13 protein-coding genes and 3 tRNA genes are annotated in these 18,162 nt (G+C 70.4%); 6 read left to right on the forward strand and 10 right to left on the reverse strand.

Going from position 1 to position 18,162, the window contains the following annotated elements; genetic code table 11:
• Nucleotides 1-234: 234 nt before the first annotated feature.
• Both J2S57_RS04445 and J2S57_RS04450 read right to left on the reverse strand, forming a co-directional pair.
• The gene (locus J2S57_RS04445) at nucleotides 235-2,097 is read right to left on the reverse strand and encodes a GTP-binding protein (protein WP_307238605.1); all 1,863 of its coding nucleotides are present in this window, start codon (nucleotides 2,095-2,097) and stop codon (nucleotides 235-237) included.
• 134 nt (nucleotides 2,098-2,231) lie between these two features.
• Entirely contained in the window at nucleotides 2,232-3,905 is a 1,674-nt protein-coding gene (locus tag J2S57_RS04450; RefSeq protein WP_307238607.1) for a dynamin family protein, read from the reverse strand.
• A gap of 2,304 nt (nucleotides 3,906-6,209) precedes the next feature.
• Between J2S57_RS04450 and J2S57_RS04455 the strand changes: the two genes are divergently transcribed.
• Nucleotides 6,210-6,285: transfer RNA gene (locus J2S57_RS04455), tRNA-Arg, on the forward strand.
• A gap of 202 nt (nucleotides 6,286-6,487) precedes the next feature.
• Nucleotides 6,488-7,636 carry a GGDEF domain-containing protein gene (locus J2S57_RS04460; protein ID WP_307238609.1) on the forward strand — a complete coding sequence of 383 codons (1,149 nt, stop codon included), beginning with the start codon at nucleotides 6,488-6,490 and terminating at the stop codon, nucleotides 7,634-7,636.
• A gap of 70 nt (nucleotides 7,637-7,706) precedes the next feature.
• On the opposite strand, the gene J2S57_RS04465 is transcribed toward J2S57_RS04460, so the two are convergent.
• Together J2S57_RS04465 and J2S57_RS04470 are read right to left on the reverse strand one after the other, a co-directional pair.
• Nucleotides 7,707-8,858, reverse strand: a complete 1,152-nt coding sequence (locus J2S57_RS04465; RefSeq protein ID WP_307238611.1) for an EAL domain-containing protein — start codon at nucleotides 8,856-8,858, stop codon at nucleotides 7,707-7,709.
• Nucleotides 8,859-9,108: 250 nt separating this feature from the next.
• On the reverse strand, nucleotides 9,109-9,795 hold the full coding sequence (locus J2S57_RS04470; protein ID WP_307238613.1) for a pyridoxamine 5'-phosphate oxidase family protein: 687 nt from the start codon (nucleotides 9,793-9,795) through the stop codon (nucleotides 9,109-9,111).
• A 269-nt stretch (nucleotides 9,796-10,064) separates the two neighbouring features.
• Here J2S57_RS04470 and J2S57_RS04475 point away from each other — a divergent pair, with 269 nt between their 5' ends.
• Both J2S57_RS04475 and J2S57_RS04480 read left to right on the forward strand, forming a co-directional pair.
• Nucleotides 10,065-11,123, forward strand: coding sequence for a sigma-70 family RNA polymerase sigma factor (locus J2S57_RS04475; RefSeq protein WP_307238616.1), 1,059 nt, complete (start codon nucleotides 10,065-10,067; stop codon nucleotides 11,121-11,123).
• A gap of 6 nt (nucleotides 11,124-11,129) precedes the next feature.
• Nucleotides 11,130-12,116 (forward strand): coiled-coil domain-containing protein, encoded by a 987-nt coding sequence (locus J2S57_RS04480; RefSeq protein ID WP_307238618.1) that lies wholly within the window; start codon nucleotides 11,130-11,132, stop codon nucleotides 12,114-12,116.
• Nucleotides 12,117-12,221: 105 nt separating this feature from the next.
• Here the strand turns inward: J2S57_RS04480 and J2S57_RS04485 are convergent, their stop codons facing one another.
• Entirely contained in the window at nucleotides 12,222-14,069 is a 1,848-nt protein-coding gene (locus tag J2S57_RS04485) for a hypothetical protein (protein WP_307238620.1), read from the reverse strand.
• Nucleotides 14,070-14,157: 88 nt separating this feature from the next.
• Entirely contained in the window at nucleotides 14,158-15,015 is an 858-nt protein-coding gene (locus tag J2S57_RS04490) for a UbiA family prenyltransferase (RefSeq protein WP_307238622.1), read from the reverse strand.
• A 64-nt stretch (nucleotides 15,016-15,079) separates the two neighbouring features.
• Here J2S57_RS04490 and J2S57_RS04495 point away from each other — a divergent pair, with 64 nt between their 5' ends.
• Nucleotides 15,080-15,583, forward strand: a complete 504-nt coding sequence (locus J2S57_RS04495; RefSeq protein ID WP_370882566.1) for a metallophosphoesterase family protein — start codon at nucleotides 15,080-15,082, stop codon at nucleotides 15,581-15,583.
• Between the two features lie 52 nt (nucleotides 15,584-15,635).
• Here J2S57_RS04495 and J2S57_RS04500 read toward each other — a convergent pair.
• The 3 genes from J2S57_RS04500 to orn form a co-directional block, all read right to left on the reverse strand.
• Nucleotides 15,636-15,708: transfer RNA gene (locus J2S57_RS04500), tRNA-Lys, on the reverse strand.
• A gap of 156 nt (nucleotides 15,709-15,864) precedes the next feature.
• Nucleotides 15,865-15,937: transfer RNA gene (locus J2S57_RS04505), tRNA-Lys, on the reverse strand.
• A 75-nt stretch (nucleotides 15,938-16,012) separates the two neighbouring features.
• On the reverse strand, nucleotides 16,013-16,639 hold the full coding sequence (orn, locus tag J2S57_RS04510) for an oligoribonuclease (protein ID WP_307238627.1): 627 nt from the start codon (nucleotides 16,637-16,639) through the stop codon (nucleotides 16,013-16,015).
• A gap of 78 nt (nucleotides 16,640-16,717) precedes the next feature.
• Between orn and J2S57_RS04515 the strand changes: the two genes are divergently transcribed.
• Entirely contained in the window at nucleotides 16,718-17,881 is a 1,164-nt protein-coding gene (locus J2S57_RS04515) for a PrsW family intramembrane metalloprotease (RefSeq protein ID WP_307238629.1), read from the forward strand.
• Between the two features lie 10 nt (nucleotides 17,882-17,891).
• On the opposite strand, the gene J2S57_RS04520 is transcribed toward J2S57_RS04515, so the two are convergent.
• Complete coding sequence (locus tag J2S57_RS04520) at nucleotides 17,892-18,125, reverse strand: DUF397 domain-containing protein (RefSeq protein ID WP_307238630.1); 234 nt, start codon at nucleotides 18,123-18,125, stop codon at nucleotides 17,892-17,894.
• Between the last annotated feature and the right edge of the window lie 37 nt (nucleotides 18,126-18,162).

Raw genomic sequence — 18,162 nt, forward strand, 5'->3', positions numbered from 1 at the left:
CGCCGGCCGGATCGACCGGTGATCGCCGGGCCGGTTGCCCGAACAGGGATCCAGATTCGCCCCCGGCCCCATCGGACCGAAGTCCCGGAGGCCCGCCTGTGGACAAACCCCGGTTCGTACAGACCTGTGGACCATACGAACCCGGGTCTGTCCACAGGCCCGCCCGTCGACTGGATCCGGGCGGGCCGGGCGGTTCACCATCGGGGCATGAACACGTGCGCCCCGCGAGGGGTTTCAGCTGGAGAGCGCAGCCACCGGCTCGCCGCTCTTCTCCTGCGGAGGGTCGTCGGCGCGGCCCGCGCCCTGGGGATGGTCGGCCGGGCCGTCCGAGGGAGCGCGCTCACCGAGCAGCACCTGGCGGGTCTCCCGGTGCCGGGCGAGCACCGACCGGATCGGGGCGACGACCCGCAGGGTGGCGACGTCGGCAACCGCATCCCGCAGGCGCCCCTGCAGCTCGTCCCGGCGGTGGGCGGCTCCCCCGGCCAGCCACCAGCGGGAGAAGAGCCTCAGCAGCAACCCGGCGACCAGGCCGCCGACTCCGGCCGCGACGGCGAGCGGGAACGTCCCCAGGGCTCCGGGCAGCTCCTGCCCCATCGCGTCGAAGAGACCGTACAGAGCCATCCAGAGCAGCCCGACCACGGCGACGGCGCCGAGCACGTGCTGGGCGACCTGCCCCGCGTGCCACCAGAACGGCGGGGTGAAGCGCAGGTCGACGGCGGCGAGACGGCTGTCCAGCACCCGGGCCAGGCCGTCGGGGTCGGGGGCGGTCCCACCCTTCAGCGTGGGCAGGCCATAGGCCGGGGTGTGCCGTCCTCTCGTGTGCGTGCCGCTCTGCTCAGCCCGGCCGATCGCCGAGACGGGCCGCAGCGGGGACTCCGACATCGTGGCCGCCCCGGGGAGCAGCGCGTCCTCGGGAGCGACCGAGGGGTCACCGGCACGGGCGACCAGGGTGCGCATCTGCTCGGCCCAGCGCTCGGGCAGCGGGTCGGCGTTGTCGGCGAGCATGGCCTCGACCGCGAGCCGCACGGCGGGGCGCTGCGAGGGCGACGCGAGGGCCTTCAGCGAAGCCGTCTCCGCGCGCAGCTGAACCTCGGCGGCACCGGCGCTCCTGCCCCGCGAGGCAGCGATCCGGCCGGCCCACACGGCAGGCGCCCAGGCGAGTTTCTCCCGGCCCCGGCGCCGGTATTCCGCGCCGAGCACGTCGAGCAGGGCGGAGATCCCGGAGGCCGCAGCCAGCTCGGTGATCAGTTTGTCCTGCGAGATCGGCTGCCCACCACCGGGTTCGGACGCGGCGAGGCCGCCGGCGATCTCCTCGGCCGCGATGTCCAGGTCGCTCTCGATGCGCTCGATCACCGCGAACCGGTCCTGCACGACATCGGCGAGCAGCGTGCGCAACTCGTCCACCCCGTCACCGCGGCTGGCCGAGACGGGGACTATGCCGACCCGGGCGAGGCCGTCGTTATCGAGCAGGCGCCGCAGGTCGGTCACGCAGGTCTCGACCTCGGCGGCGCTGAGCTTGTCCACCTGGTTGAGCACCACGAGCATCACGCCGTCATGACTGGTGAGCTTCTGCAGGTAGCCGGAGTGCAGCGAGTCGTCCGCGTATTTCTGCGGGTCGACGACCCAGATCATCAGGTCGACCATGCGCACCAGCCGGTCGACCTCGACCCGGTGCACCGCCTCGGTGGAGTCGTGATCGGGAAGATCGAGCAGCACGAGGCCGTGCAGAGCGGCCTGGTCGTCGGCGTCGAGCACCGATTCCCGGCTGATCCGGCGGTCTTCCGGCACCTGCAGCCAGTCGAGCAGGGTCTGCGAGCCGAGTTCACCCCAGACACAGGCCATCGGCGACGTGGTCAGCGGCCGACGGGCCCCGACCTGCGCGATGTCCATCCGGGCGATCGCGTTGAAGAGACTGGACTTGCCGCCACCGGTGGCACCGACGAGAGCCACCACGGTGTGCTCCGTGCCGAGGTCGAGCCGGTGGCCCACGTGCTCCATGCGGTCACGGGTCTTCTGCACGGATTCCGGCGGCAGCCAGGGCCCTCCGCAGTCGAGCGCCGCGGACAGTGCGGCAACCCGCCCCATCACGTCGGTCACCTGGCCTCGCCGTCCTTTCGAGTCATCGGTTCTGCCGGTCCTCTCGCTCTCGCGAGGGTCGTCGCGGACACCCCGGCGGCCGGGGCCGGCCGGGGCAGCTACGTGTCAGTGTTCACGAGCCTTCAGGGTAGAGCTCATTCGGCGATGTTCACCGCGGAGGCGGCATCGAGCAGCGCCCCCACCCGCAGTCCCAGGTCCTCGGGGTTCTCCAGCACACGTTCCAGCCGCAGGCGCTCGTCGTCGATCACCGTGGCCGAGCGCATCACCAGATCGGTGCGGGCGGCCTCGAGGATCGAGCGCACGATCCCCTCACCGAGCAGTTCCTCGACGGCGAGGCGAGCGCCCACCGTCGAACCGGCCGACGGCACCGTGGTTTCCGGCTCCGGGGTCGCCCCGGGTGCCTTCACCGGGGAGACGGCATGACCGGGGTCGGGCGAGATGGCCAGGGCGAACATCACGTCCGCCACCGTCTGCTCGTCCACCCTCAGGTCGGCACGTTCCTCGCGGGCCTTGGCCAGCGCCTCGTGCACGCGCTGCGTGACCTTCTCTCTCCACTCCCCGATCGGCTTGGCGAGCAAAGTCTCCTGATCCATGGGAGCCACCTGGTGCCCGCGGGCGGTGAGCAGGCTCGCGCCGTACGGGTGTTCCCGCCAGGTCGAGAGCACCCGTTCCATCGACGCACGGACGGCGTGGTGCACGGACGCGGTCACCGCGTCGCAGACAGTGGTCGCCAGGGCCCGGTCGTCGGTGTCCGACGAGGAGAGCGCCGCCCCCAGACGCTGAGCCCGGCCGGCAGAACCACCCCCCAGACGCGACGCCAGATCGCCGCGGGCGATGAACTCCTGCCAGTGCGAGAGCACCTGCCCGCTCATCAACGACCCGTCGGAGAGCGCGTCGAGCATGGCGAACCGGGCGGGGATCATCACCCCGTCGATCTCCTCGTACAGCTGCGACCAGCCGTCGGCCTGCGCCGCAGCGGCTTTCGCGAGCACGCGGGCACGGGCCGGGAGGCTGCGCAACGCGCCTCCCAGCGTGCGTTCCACCACGACCGATCGCGAACGGTCGTCGCCGGCGATCCGCCGCAACCAGTCACGCAGCGGCCGGACACTGTCCTCCGGCAGGAAGCCGTTCTCCAGCGACGCCTCGGGCACGGTGAAGAGCGCCGCCCCTCCCAGCCCGTTGTCACGCAACTTGGTGGCCAGGTGGATACGCAGTTCCTGCAGCGCTTCGGGCGGCACCCGGTCGAGCACGACAGCGATCGCCGCACCCCGCTCGGCGGCCTGCCTCAGCATCTCCCACGGCATCGCGTCCGCGTACCGGGCGGCCGTGGTCACGAAGATCCACAGGTCGGCCGCCTGCAGCAGCTGCACCGCGAGATCGCGGTTCGTCTCCACCAGGCTGTCGATGTCCGGCGCGTCGAGCAGCGCCAGGCCAGGAGCCAGGCCGTCGTACGGCACCAGCCGAAGACCAGTGATACGGGGGGCTTTCGGGTCGATCGGCTGAATCGGCTCCGGCGCCTCGGAGGTGACGCGGGTCAGTCGCGGCAGAATCCGCTGCGACAGGAACGCCCCCGAGTCGAACGGGTGGTGCACCAGAACGGGCGACCGCGTCGTCGGCCGGAGCACACCCGAGCGGGTGACCTCTCGCCCCACGATCGAGTTGGTCAGCGTGGACTTGCCCGCGCCGGTCGAACCGCCGATGACCGCGAGCGCCGGGGCATCAGGGCGCTGAAGTCGCGGAATGATGTAGTCGTCGAGCTGGCTGAGCAGGTCTTCGCGTTCCTTGCGAACCGCGTCGATGCCTTCCACGTCAAGCGTCAGCGACAGCGTGGCCACCTGGGTGCGAAGCCGTTCGACGGCTGCCAGGCGCTTGGGCAGCGGCGAACCGCCGGTGCTCGCAGAGGCTCCTGCGTCTCCACCCGCTCCGCGACCGGCAGCGCTGCGACCGGCACCGCGTGCCCCGGCTGCCCCGGAAGCCCGGGAAGCCCCGGAAGCCCCAGTCCCACCGGACGAACCCACGCGGGACGAGCCAGAACCCGGTGCCGCGCCGGAAGATGCAGCACCGGTCGGGCGGGAGGAACCAGAGACACCGGTCCGGCCGGGAACCCGCGATGCGCCGGGACCGGCGACTCCACCGGCAATCCCGGAACCGCCCGGCCGTCGTTCGGCCCCGGCCGGGGCACCCGGCACGGCGGCACGAAGCGCGGACGCACGAGGATCGGTTCCAGAAGCACCGGCCACATCAGTAACCGTCGTCCGAGGATCGGCCATCTCACCGGGACCCGGGCTCGCTTCGAGGCGGCCCGGAGAACCGGGGCCGTTTCCGGGCGGGGTCACGACCGGTGCCGCAGGAACAGCCGGCGCGAACGGGCCACGGTGCGGCGCGGGTTCGTTGTCCGGCTCCGAGCCGTCACCGAGACCCGGAGCACTTGCCTCCGAGACATTGTCGCCCCCGGAGAACCCGGAGCCCGTGCCACCAGCAGACTCCACCGGCCCGGCCGGACCAGCGAGGCCGGCACGTCCGGCGAGACCGTTCGGGGTCCGCACCTCAGATGCAGCACCCCCCTCGCTGGCCCGACCGATGGCCGGAGCGAACGAAATGCCCGCTGCCGGGGCGGCGTCCTCGTCCGGCTGCTTGCCGTCGGCCTTGAAAAGGCCTTCACCCGAGGCATTCTGAGCCGACCCGGTAGGCGTGCCCGCCTCAGCCCGACGATTCGCCGCGGCGGAGCCACCGCCCCGGCCCGAACCTCCGGCCGAAGCAGGACCAGAAGCGTCAGCAGCACCCCCCGAAGCGGAAGGCCCACCCGAGCCGACAACACGAGCCGAGCCAGTCACACCGCGCCCGTCAGACGCGACCGGCGCCATCGGGATTCGCGGCGCAGCCTCACGCCCGGCCCGCCCGGACCCGCCCCCGGCAAGGGCCGGATCGGCGCCGCCGGAACCGGCTCCCACGGAGTCGGCGCCCGCCGGATCAACCCCCACCGAAGCCTCGCCCGGAGAAACAGCATGCCGCGGCCACACCGAACCCCCCGGGAAGCCAGTGGGTGCGAAAGTCCTCGCGTCCCGAGGCAATGGCCCTGCCCCGGTGGGCATACCCACGGGCACGACCGGCACCGAACCGGTGGCGACGGGGCCCCGACCAACAGGCCCAACAGGCCCACCGGACCGCGGCATACCCGTCCCCGACGAAACGAGCCCCCGATCATCACGAGCCCCAGCAGAGCGACCGGACTCGGAGTGACCAGTCCCCAGATGACCGGATTCCAGGTAGCCAGACTCCGGGCGACCACCAGTCAGACGACCCTCCGACAGGCCGTCACCAGGCAAACCAGCACCCGGCAAACCAGCACCAGGCAAACCAGCACCAGGCAAACCGGCACCAGGCGAACCGACCCCCACAGCACCGCCCGCCAGCGAGTCACGCACCCCGGGCTGCAACTGATCCACATCCACCGCACGGGCCGGCGAACCGGTCAGCCAGGTACCGGGCGCGAAGCTCTCGCTCCCCCGGTCCGGCGCACCGGCCGTCCCGGACTGACGCTGCCCGTCACCGGCCGCGTCGGCCCTACCGGCCCCTTCGGCACCGTCGCCTTCTGTGCGACGGCCATCTCGTGCCGGGCTCACAGCGCCGTCCACCTCCCTGTCGCCGCCCGGGCGTCACCGCACGGGCGGACGAATGCAATACGTTCCGTCGACCAAAGATAACTAATTGTTCAATGCGCGAGGAAGGGCCGCAACGACCCGGTCTCCGCCCCTATGTTTACTGCCTCACCGCCGGGATCACCGCGAACCCACGCCGAAACCTTCGAATGGCCGTACCGGCCGCCCGACGAGACCCGGCTCACGATGATTCAACAAGAATGAACCCGAAGAGAGGCCAGATAAACTCTTCGCATTCATTCAAATACTCTTCGTCACGACTTCTTTAATGCGCAGGTCAATCTCCCACAACGCGACAGGCAGTCAAAAGTACGGTTCGCACCTTTTACCCGTTGCACGTCGGCACGGACATTCCATATTCCCTTCATCAGACCCGACGCGCCGGTATCATCACCGTCGGGGGCAGCCAGCGAGGCGTCGAGAGGTCGGCGTCCCGCGCAGCGGTCCCACCACGCGCTCGTAGCTCAGCGGATAGAGCAACAGACTTCTAATCTGTCGGTCGCAGGTTCAAATCCTGCCGGGCGCACCAGCACCACCAGCCCCGGGAGCACCTCCCGGGGGCCAGCTCAGGCATGACTTCACGCTCCAGGCTCCTCACCAGCCAACCCGGGTCCCGACGTCCCCGGGTTACTGATCGACGACTCAAGGTCAGCGGCCATCGAGTGATGACATCATCCTCTTCTGTGCCGATCTCGGGGCGAAGTGCCCCGACCGACCCCCGACGGGCAACCGTGCCATCTCGACCCGACGAAGCAACCGCCCGGTCCGACGAGGCGACCGCGAGGATCCAGAGCCTCGCGACGGTCGCGCGCGCCCTCGGGCTGTCCATCCGCCTCGACCAGATGCTCGAGCTGGCCAGCGAGTCGGCCCTGGACGCACTGGGCGCCAGCAGCATCTCGATCAGCCGCCTGCAGCCCGGCACCAGCACCCTGCAGACCCTGATCAACGTCGGTGACCTGGCCCCCGACGAAGAACGCTGGCCCACCGACGAGACCTACCACTTCGACGACTACCCGCAGGCCCGTCAGGTGCTGTCCGACCTGAAGGTCTGGGTCACCGACGTGGACGACCCGATGGGCGACGCGATGGAGATCGCCCTGCTGAAACGCCTGGGCAAGCGCACCGCCCTGGCCGCTCCCCTGATCGTCGACGGCCAGCTGTGGGGCGAGTTCTACGCGACCCGCGACGCCCGGCTGAACCACTTCTCCCCGCTCGACCTCGCCTACACCGAGGCTCTGTGCGCGATCCTGGCCGGCGCCCTGTCCCGCGCGATCCACTTCGAGGCCCTCGAGCAGCTCGCCTTCCGCGACCCTCTGACCGGCCTGGCCAACCGTCGTGCCCTCGACGACGCCGCCGAGGTGGCGCTCCAGCACCGCCGCTCACCCGGTCCCGAGACGCCCGGCCACCTGGCCGGGCTCGTGGGCATCCCGGACGGCCGGGGCCGCAACCGGGCCGGCACCGACGCGCCGATGCGCCGCGTCTCGGCGGTCGCCGTCGACGTGAACGGACTCAAGCGGGTGAATGACACCGCGGGTCATTCGGCCGGTGACCAGCTGCTGACCTCGGTCGCTCGGCTGCTCGTCCAGCATTTCTCACCCCTGATCGGCAGCCTGATCGCGCGGGTCGGCGGGGACGAGTTCGTCGTGCTCGTGCCCAACCACGCGGTCGAGGCCGTGCTGTCGTGCGCCGACGCCCTCTGCGGGGCCGCCTCCGGTCTCCCCGAGGGGGCGGGGGTGTCGTGCGGCGTCGCCAGCACCACCCGGTCGTGGCCCCTGGTGTCCGCGAACGATCTGTTCCGCGCCGCCGACCAGGCCCAGTACGAGGCCAAGCGCCGGGTCAGCAAGACCGCGGTGCTGTCGGCCACGCTCTTCGACCACTGAGCCGACCACCCGCCCGACCGGTGCCACCGCACCGGCGGCGATCGGAACGTCCGCAAGCACCGAACCCGGATCAGGCCGCCGGAAGCGCCGCCGGCCGCCCGCAGATGAACCCCTGCCCGAACCCGACCCCGATCTCTCGCAGCGTCTGCAGCTCGCCGGCGGTCTCGATGCCCTCGGCCACCAGCGACACCTTCGCCTCGGCGGCGAAGCCGACCAGGCTGCGGGTGAGTGCCAGCCGCATCGGATCCAGGTCGACGCCCCGCACGATCTCGATGTCGAGCTTGATCACCGAGGGCCGCAGCTTGAGCAGGTGCACGAAGTTGGCGAACCCGGCCCCGGCGTCGTCGACCACGATCTCCACCCCCGCCCCCCGCAGCAGCGCGAGCGGCTGGGCGAGCAGGTTGTAGTCGCGCACCTGGGTGTGCTCGGTGATCTCGACACTGAGCGGGTATTCGGCGTGGTGCAGGATCAGCTCGACGACGGCCGGCGTCATCAGGGCCTCGGCGGACAGGTTCACGTTGAGCCGCCCGCCGGCCGGCACCGCGGGCAGCTGCTCGAGCGCCGACCGCATGGTCAGCAGCTCCAGCTGCACCCCGACCCCCGCCCGGGTCGCCGCCTCGAAGGCATGCGCGGGCGTGGGAAAACCCGGGTCGTCGAAGCGGGCGAGCGCCTCGTAACCGACCACGCCACCGTGGCTGAGATCGACGATCGGCTGGTAGACCATGCGGAACCGGCTCGGGTCGAGCGCCTCGTGGATACGCGCCGGATCGCCGATGTGGGCCCGGCGCAGCTGGTCGGTCATCATCTCGGCGAGCAGCCCGAGGAACTGTGTGGCCCGCTCGTCGAGCTCCGGCGTGGCCACCCCGCTCGCACAGATCAGCAGCGCCCCGTTGCCCACCGGGACCGCGGCGTACGACCCGATTCCGTTCTCGCGGGTGCCCGCCAGATCACGGCTGGCCGGATGCCAGTGCGTGTCGGTCAGATGGGCGGGCAGCTTCCCGCTCAGGATGCCCTGCGTGTAGCTGCCCTCGAGAGGCGTGCGCCGGTCGAGCAGGAACGTGAGTGACGTCTGCCCGCAGTCGACCGCCCGCAGGGCCACCTCGTCGCCGAGAACCTCGACAACAGCGGCGAGCTCCAGCCCCAGATGCACGCGGGCCAGCCGCAGCAGCCGCCGGATCTCGAGATCTTCGGCGCTGACTCTCGGGCGCGGAAAGGACGGCACGGATGCCGTCTCGGTGCTTTCCACAGTTTCGCCCCATCCCGGCACTACGGCGCAGTTCGTCGACCCCGGTCGATTTTACGGGAGCGAACCTGAGGTCCCCAGGAGAAGCTTTTCAGCTGTTCCGGAGCACTCGGATCACGCGCCGGACCCGTGACAGGATTTCACCCCAAAGCCTGTCATATGCGTTCTTCCGCCCCACCGGTGACGATTGTGATTTATACCACTCAGCCCGTTTCGGAACCAACTCCCGTCACTGCGGGTTCACCGGGTACAGACTCTGCGAGTACGTCGCGGAGGCGTAGTAGGCCTCGATGTCGGCCAGTGGCTCGTCGGGGCGCTCCAAGGCCTGGGAGATCTGGGCCCGGGACATCACGTCGTCGGAGTGCCAGGTCTCCTGCTCCCACAGCCCGGACCGCAGGAAGGCCTTGGTGCAGTGGAAGAACACCTCCTCCACCGTGACCACCAGCGCGAGCACCGGTCGGTGCCCCTGCACCACGAGGTCGTCGAAGAACGGGGCGTCGCTCACGATCCGCGCCCGGCCGTTGACGCGCATGGTGTCGGGACGGCCGGGAATCATGAACAGCATCCCGACGTGGGGGTTCCCGAGGACGTTGAGGTAGCCGTCGACGCGTCGGTTGCCGGCCCGCTCGGGCATGACGATCGTGCGGTCGTCGAGCACCTTCACGAATCCCGCCGGGTCTCCCTTCGGGGAGACGTCGCACGAGCCGTCGGCGGCCGAGGTGCCGAGCAGCAGAAAAGGGGACGCGGCGATCCACTGCCGGTGCGGCTCACCGAGTCGTGCACGCGCCTTCTCCGCGACCCGGCGGATCGGGGTGCCGACGATGTCCCGCAGTTCGGCGACCGTGGTCACCTCGGTGAACCCGGTGACCTCCGTGATCGGCGTGGTCGGGGCGGTGCCGGACGTGTCGATGTGCATGGAGGCCTCCCAGGAATCCCGGACCGGGCCGCCGGGCCGGCCGGGCATCCATGCCCCTCGCTCGACCATGCCCTGCGGAGAGCCCGGCTGGCAATGGGGTTTCGGATGTGGGGGCAGTGTCCGTCGAGTAGGAGTAAACCCCCGAATTGAGGACGACCAGGAGCGTTGGGCTTCCGTGTCACCTTCGCGGCCCGGAAGATTGTCGGTGGCGCCCCTACGCTTGCGGGCAGATCGACGACGTGGCTGTTGACTCGAAGGGGACCGTCAGCATGAGCGAGGTCAGGACACCGGCCGGCGGGGCGGGCGGCGGTGCCGCAACCGTCGACGCGCACGATGTGGTGGAGCTCGAGCAGTTCCGCACCGAGCTCACGGGGTACGCCTACCGCATGCTCGGCTCCGGCTTCGAGGCCGAAGACGCGGTGCAGGAGGCGATGATCCGGGGCTGGCGGGGGCTCGACCGGTTCGAGGGCCGTTCCGCCCTGCGCTCGTGGATGTATCGCATCACCACGAACGTCTGTCTCGACATGCTGAAGGGCCGCGAGCGCCGGGCCCTCCCGATGGACCTGGGGCCCTCCCAGAAAACGGCCGAGGTGGTGCTCAGCGCTCCGCTCGGCGAGGCCACCTGGATCCAGCCGATCCCCGACGGCCGGGTCCTCCCCGACACCTCCGACCCGGCAGAGGCCGCGGTTCAGCGCGAGACGGTGCAGCTGGCGTTCGTCTCCCTGCTGCAGAACCTGCCACCCCGCCAGCGAGTGGTGCTCATCCTGCGGGAAGTGCTGCAGTGGCGTGCCTCCGAGGTCGCCGAGCTGCTCGACACCACGGTCGCCTCGGTCAACAGCGCCCTGCAGCGGGCCCGGGCCACGCTCGCCGTCGACGGCACCACGCCCGACGAGGCCATCGCGAAGGCCACGGCCGGCGCCCCCGGCGCGCCCACCGACTCCGAGGGGGCCGAGCTGCTGCAGCGCTACCTCGAGGCCTTCGAGAACTACGACATGGAGGGCCTGGTCGCGCTGCTCCACGAAGACGCGACGATGTCGATGCCGCCGCTCAATCTGTGGCTGCAGGGTCCCGACGAGATCGTGGCCTGGATGGAGGGGCCCGGGCACGGCTGCAAAGGGTCCCGGCTCGTCGCCACCTCGGCCAACGGCATGCCCGCCTTCGCCCAGTACCGTCCCGCGCCCGAGGGTGGATGGGCCCCGTGGAGCCTGCACGTGCTGCAGGTCGTCGACGGCCGCATCGCCGGCCTGACCATGTTTCTCGACAGTCCCGCATTCATCAAGAAATCCACGCTGTTCCCGTACTTCGGCCTGCCCGCCCGGCTGGAGTGAGCGCTCGTGAGTCCCACCCTCGACGAAGCGGCGGGTGAGCTCTACGCGGTCGAGCCGGGCCGGTTCACCGCCGAGCGCACCCGCCTGGCCCGGGCGGCGCGCGACGATGCCGATTCCGAGACGGCCAAGGCCATCGGCGAGCTGCGCCGTCCGACCACCTCGGCCTGGCTGGTCAATCAGCTGGTCCGGAGTGACGCCGACGAGGTCACGCACCTCGACCAGCTGGGGCACGACCTGCGCGAGGCCCAGGCCGCGCTCGACGCCACCCGCATGCGTGACCTGACCAAGCAGCGGCAGCAGCTGGTGGCCGTGCTGGTCCGCCAGGCCGACGAGATCGCCGCCGGGGCGGAGACGAAGATCAGCACCGCCGTGCGCCGCGAACTCGAAGACACCCTCGGCGCCGCCGTGGCCGACGAGCAGGCAGCCCAGGCGGTGTTCTCCGGCCGCCTCACCCGGGCCCTGACCTACGCCGGCTTCGGCGAGGTCGACATCACCGAGGCCACGGCCACCCCGCTCGGTGCCTCACGCCCCACGATGCGCCGGGGTGACACCAAGCTCGCCGACGCGAAACACAGCACTGAAAAACACAGCACCGAAAAACACAGCACCACGAAGCACGTCTCCCGGCCCAGCAAGAACACCACGAGCAAGCAGAGCCACGAACCGGCAGAGAAGACCGACCAGCAAGCAGCCCGCCGCACCCAGGCCGAGGCCCAGGTGCAGACCGCCCGCACCGAACTCGAGAGCGCCGAGGAGTCCCTGCGTCAGAAGGAGCAGGAACTCGACGAGGCCACCTCCGAGCACGACGAGCTCCAGACCCGGCTGAACCATCTCCAGGCCGAGGTGGTCTCCCTGCGCCGCCAACTCGACACCGGCGAACGCCGCATCGCCCACGCCGAGCGTGACCGCAAGCGCGAGGAACGTCAGCTCAAAGACGCCACCCGGGCCCTCGAGCGCGCCGAGGCCGCCCTCGACCGCCTCGAGAAACCCTGAGCCTGTTTCAACCAGACCGAAGCCAGACCGAAGCCAGACCGAAGCCAGACGGAAGCCGGACCCAAGCCGGACAGAAACCGGTCCCCGGCAGCACCACACAAGACCTCAGGGCTCGTAGTCGTCGTGCAGCACCACCCGCGAGAACTCGATCTCCTCCGACGACTTCCAGAAATGCAGCCGCCGGGCCTGCGGCGCATTCCGCTGCAGGGCCACGCGGAAACACGTAGCCCCGTCGTCGCGTCGCACCGGCTGGTCGTTGCCCCCGAGCCCGGTGCGTAGAGCGTGCATCTGCCGCCCTGCCGACGTCCCCGCCAGCCCCGTGAGTACCTCGACCGCGACGTCCACGACCTTGCCCCGGTCCACCCCGGGCGTCTCCTCGAGCGAGCTCAGGAACCGCGGGCCGACCGTGAACGACCCCAGCGGACGTCCCTGCTTCTCCCCCGCCGGGATCCGCCGCGCCCAGCAGACCGTCACGTCGAAGCGGAACCGTTCCACGGCGTCGGCGAACAGGTCGTCCGACGACAGCGTCTCCCGGTGATCGCGCTGGGCCCCCTTCCGGTTGCGGCGCCGCAGTCGTTCCAGTTCACCGTCCCGGGCCTCGAGCAGCCGGATCCGTCGCTTGAGTTCCGCCTCGAGATGCTGCATCTCCAACGTCGCCGACCGCAGTTCCTGCTCCAGCCGGGCTTTTTCCAGCAAGGTCACGCGTGAGGTGGCCCGCGCCTCCTCCAGCGCCCGCTGCGTACTCTGCAAGGCCTCCTTGCGCACCGGCCGCTCGAGGACCTGCACCGCCCGCGCGGCCAGCAGGGCCGGTGAGGGACGCGGCAGCGCCCGCACCGGGGCACCGTCGTGCAGGGACACCACGTCCGGGGTCTTCTCCAGATAGCTGCGCACGTCGTGCACCACAGCGGGAGGAGCGGGCTTCCACACCGGAACCGGCGGATCCCCGGCCCCCGGAGCCTCTTCCCCGCCCGGCGCGAGGGCCTCGAGCGGATCGGCGGCCTCCGGCGGAGCGACCACTTCGCGCAGCACCAGCCATCCGGGCCCACCGGGCAGCAGGGCGAGCGCGCGCGACGGAGCCTCGTCGTCCACGTCCACCATGTTCAGCGAGGCGCCGCCGGCCGCGACCCGCACCGGCACCACCTCCCCGACCGACATCAGGTCACGCAGGTCGTCCGCCGCGTCCCCGGTCACCCGTGCCCTCGACACGAAGCTCGAGACCCCCGGCAGCAGGGCGATCTCGCACGACGACTCCCCCACCGACTCGACCCGCCCCAGCAGCACCTCACCGTCGGAGACCTCGGCCATGCGTTCGCCGGGCGAGGCGAGCATGCCGGAAACATCCAACCGGCGGGACTTCTCGTCGAAGACCCCGCGCACCTTCATGCCACGTTCGAAGAGCCGGTCGGAGTGCACGCCGGGGCACAGCAGCCCGACCTGGATCGTGGCGTAGGAACCGTCTTCGAGCGTGACCACGGCCTGCGACGGGTTCGGGCAGCCACCGACCACACCGGTCACCTCGGGCAGAGGCCCTCGGCTGGCGACCGTCGTGGGTGACAGCAGCAGCCCCGCTGCGGCGGCCGCCTTGAGTCCGTCTTCGATCAGGCGCTCGGTGGTCACGACCCCCTCGGCGTCCGAGTAGGCGAATCGCAGCCGTGATCGCCGCAGGTCGTGAACCCATTCAAGACCGATCGGATAGACCCGGCCGGCGCCGCCGTAGACCTGGGTCATCTCCGGCATACCCCGCGAGAACGACCAGGACGCGGCCGGGTCCGAGATCAGGTACACCTCGGCCAGGCCCTCGAGCTCGTCCGCCAGACGTTCGGCGTCGATGTAGGGCCGGTCCGCTCCCCGCGCCATCGTGACCACGACCGTCGGCCGTGTCCGCCCAGGACGGTTGAGCTCCTCGGCCAGTTCCTCGGCCCGCCTGGGACCGGTGATCGTCTGAGCCCCCACGCTGCCCCTTCCCCCGTCCTCACCGATCGGCACGCAGGAAGCCCAACCTGAACCCCGGACCGGCCCGAACCCCGGGCCGAACCGGCCCTCAGGCCGTCACGAGCACCCCCGCCACCACGAACGAGACCGCGAGCAGCGTGAGCCGGAAGGCCGCGTCACCACGCAGCACCAACGAACGCCCCAGCGCTCCGGCCAGCCCCAGCAGCACACCCCCGAGCAGCAGCACCCCGGCCGTCACCTCCCGAATGACCCCGACCCCGCCGGCACCCACCACCCCGACGAGCAACCAGGCCGCCGCCAGCGCGATCAGCACCGCCATCACCGTCAGCGAGCGGGCCGGCCCGATGCGCTGGGGCAGCCCTCGCACTCCGGTCAGCGCGTCGGCCTCGGTGTCGCCCACCGTGTTCGCGAAGTGCGCTCCCGCTCCGAGCAGGGCCGCAGCACCGATGGTGGACGTGGTGGGCACCGATCCGGTCACGGCCAGGGAGGCGATGGCCGGGAGAAGACCGAACGAGACCAGGTACGGAAGGGGGCTCAGCACCGTGCTTTTGAGACCGGCGTTGTAGGAGATCGCGCTGAGGACGGCGATCAGGTGCAAGAACCCGGCGTCGTGCGGCAGGCGCCACGACAGCAGAACGGCCGCGGCGGCGGCGCAACAAGCGCTCGCGGCAACCACTCTCACGCTGATCCGGCCGGAGCTGATCGGCTTGTCGTCGCGCTGCGCCCGCAGGTCCCGCGGGGCGTCGAACGCGTCGTTGGACCAGCCCACGCACAGCTGACCGGCCAGAATCGCCAGCCCCACCGACACCGCCCAGCCGAAACCGGACAGGGACAGCCCGTTCTGGGCCGCGAGGGCATAGGCCGTCGCGAAAACGGTGACGGCAAGGGTGGGCAGCGGGTGGAACGCGTCCACCCAGCCCTGTGCCCCGCGCCTCAGGTTCCTCATCAACCGCCGCCCACCACCACGTCCGCCATCGAAACCCGAACAGCACTAGTGTCGCAGCGTGCCCGTGAAGCTGCTGATCATCTCCGACACCCATCTGCCCAAACGCGGCCACGACCTGCCCGCCGAGGTGTGGGACGCGGTGACGCAGGCCGACGTCGTGTTCCACGCCGGCGACTGGGTGCTGGAGTCACTGCTGGACAAGCTGGAGCGCCGCGCGAAGCAGGTGGTCGGGGTGTGGGGCAACAACGACGGCCCGGGCCTGCGCCGCCGCCTGCCGGAGGTCGCGCGGGTGGAGATCGAGGGACTCCGGATCGCGATGATCCACGAGACCGGCCAGTCGCAGGGGCGGGAGAAGCGCTGCGACCAGGCCTACCCCGACACCGACCTGCTGATCTTCGGCCACAGCCACATTCCCTGGGACACGGTCACGCCCAACGGCCTGCGTCTGCTGAACCCGGGAAGCCCGACCGACCGCCGCAAGGAACCCGACCACACGTACCTGACCGCGGTGGCCGCCGACGGCGCCCTGCACGACGTGGTGCTGCACCGGATGCCTCCGAAGGCCTGAAGCGCCAAAACGCAGCAGGCCCGGTCGGAAGACCGGGCCTGACGCCTGAGGGTGGGCCATCAGGGACTTGAACCCCGAACCCGCTGATTAAGAGTCAGCTGCTCTGCCAATTGAGCTAATGACCCTCGGCCGCGCGGAGCCTTGCGGCCCGTTGCTGCGAGAAGAACTTTAGCAGCCGAAACAGGGGACTCAGAACCAGCCTCGAGCGCCGGCCCGAAACCCCGAGCGTCCGGCCAAAACGCAGCAGGCCCGGTCCGAAGACCGGGCCTGACGCCTGAGGGTGGGCCATCAGGGACTTGAACCCCGAACCCGCTGATTAAGAGTCAGCTGCTCTGCCAATTGAGCTAATGACCCTCGGCTGCGCAGAGCCTTGCGGCCCCTCGCTGCGTTGAAAACTCTAGCAGCAGCCCACCCTCAGAACGAAATCGGTCAGGACGGCGGAAGCACGTACTTCTTCGCGGCCGCCCGCGCGGTGTCGCTGTCCGGCCCGGGCTGGGGCACGAAGAGCACCTCGCGGTAGTACTTCAGCTCCTCGATGCTCTCCCGGATGTCGGCCAGCGCGCGGTGCCCGCCGTTCTTCGCCGGGGAGGCGAAGTACACCCGGGGATACCAGCGACGGGACAGCTCCTTGATCGAGGAGACGTCCACGATCCGGTAGTGCAGGTGGGCCTCGAGCTCGGGCATGTCCCGCACCAGGAAGGCGCGGTCGGTGCCGACCGAGTTGCCGGCCAGCGGGGCCTTACGGGCGTCGGGCACCCAGGCCTTGATGTAGTCCAGCACCATCTGCTGGGCCTCCTGCAGCGTCACACCGCTGTCCAGCTCCTCGAGCAGGCCGGAGGTGGTGTGCATGGTGCGCACGACGTCCACCATGGTGTCCACCACACCGTCCGGCGGCCGGATCACGACGTCCACCCCCTCACCGAGCACGTTCAGCTGGGAATCGGTGACTAGCGCCGCGACCTCAATGAGGGCGTCCTTCCCCAGGTCGAGGCCGGTCATCTCGCAGTCGATCCACACGATGCGGTCCTGCGAACGTTCGCTGTTCTCCGATGTCACGGCCGGTACTCTACGCTTCGAGGCCTTCGTCGGCTGTGGATGAACCGCCGGGTACGTCGCGCCGCTAATCTCGAGGGCGTGAGCACGCCCATTCCCGCCGGTGCCCCCATGGCCGCCCCACGTCGTCCCAAGCTGTGGGTGACACTGCTCTGGGTCGCCGTGATCGTGGTGCTGGTGGGGTCAGCCGTGCTCAGTCTGCTGGCCATCACCCGTGAGACCGGCCTTCTCAACGCCTCCACCGGCGCCGTGCTGGCCGCCGTCCCGGTCTTCCCGGTGATCGCGACCTTCCTCTGGCTCGACCGGTACGAGGCCGAACCGCCGTCCCTGCTGTCGCTCGCATTCGCGTGGGGCGCGGGCGTGTCGACCTTCGGCGCCCTCGTGATCAACACCGCCTCACTGATCGCCATCCACAACGCCGGCCGCGACATGACCTACGCCGCCGTGTTCGTGGCGCCGTTCGTGGAGGAGGCGTTCAAGGGGATGGCCGTGGTGCTCATCCTCCTCCTGCGCCGCAAGGAGTTCGACGGCGTGGTGGACGGCATCGTCTACGCCGGCATGGCGGGCATCGGCTTCGCCTACGTGGAGAACGTGCTCTACCTGGGCCGCACCTTCGCCGACGACGGCACCGGCGGCGGCACGCTCTTCGTGTTCCTTCTGCGCTGCGTGGTCTCGCCGTTCGCGCACCCGCTGTTCACGGCCGCGATCGGCCTGGGCATCGGCGTCGCCGTGCGTTCCCGCAACCCGATGGTCAAGGTGTTCGCCCCGCTGGGCGGCTACCTCACCGCCGTGGTGCTGCACGGCGCCTGGAACTGGTCGGCCTCGTCCGGCCTGGCCGGTTTCGCCGCGGCCTACGTGGTGCTGCAGCTGCCGGTCTTCATCGCCTTCATCTCGCTGGCGCTGCTGGCCCGCCGCCGCGAGGGCAAGCTCGTGGCCCAGCACCTGAACATCTACGGGCAGACCGGCTGGCTCACCCAGGCCGAGGTGGCCATGCTCGCCTCGCTGCCCGCCCGCCGCGAGGCCCGCGACTGGGCGCAGCGCACCGGCGGGCCCGAAGCCCGCCGGGCCATGCGCGATTTCCAGGAGATGGGCAGCGAACTGGCCTTCCTGCGGGAACGGATGGCCCGGGGCACGGCGTCGCAGGACGCCGCGACCACGGAGTACGCGATGCTCGCCACGCTCTCGCAGCTGCGCTCGCAGTTCCTGCCCCGGCTGTCCCACCCCGGACCACCCGTCACCGGCTGAGAGCGCCGAATCAGCCCAGCAGGTGATCGAAGTCGCCGTCCTTGGCCCCGAGGATCAGCGCCTCGATCTCCGAGCGTGTGTAGACCAGGGCCGGACCCTGCGGGAACCGTGAGTTGCGCACGGCCACCTGGCCGTCTTGCAGTGCTGCCATCTCGACGCAGTTGCCCTGGGCCCCGCTGCGGGCGGACTTCTTCCACTCCGCGTTGATCAGTTCCGCCGGCATCCCGTTGCGAAAGTGCGACATCTCGACCTCCAAGTGCTGTCCTACTGCACGTTCTTCT

It is taken from the genome of Kineosporia succinea, from assembly GCF_030811555.1.
Classification (GTDB): Bacteria; Actinomycetota; Actinomycetes; order Actinomycetales; family Kineosporiaceae; genus Kineosporia; species Kineosporia succinea.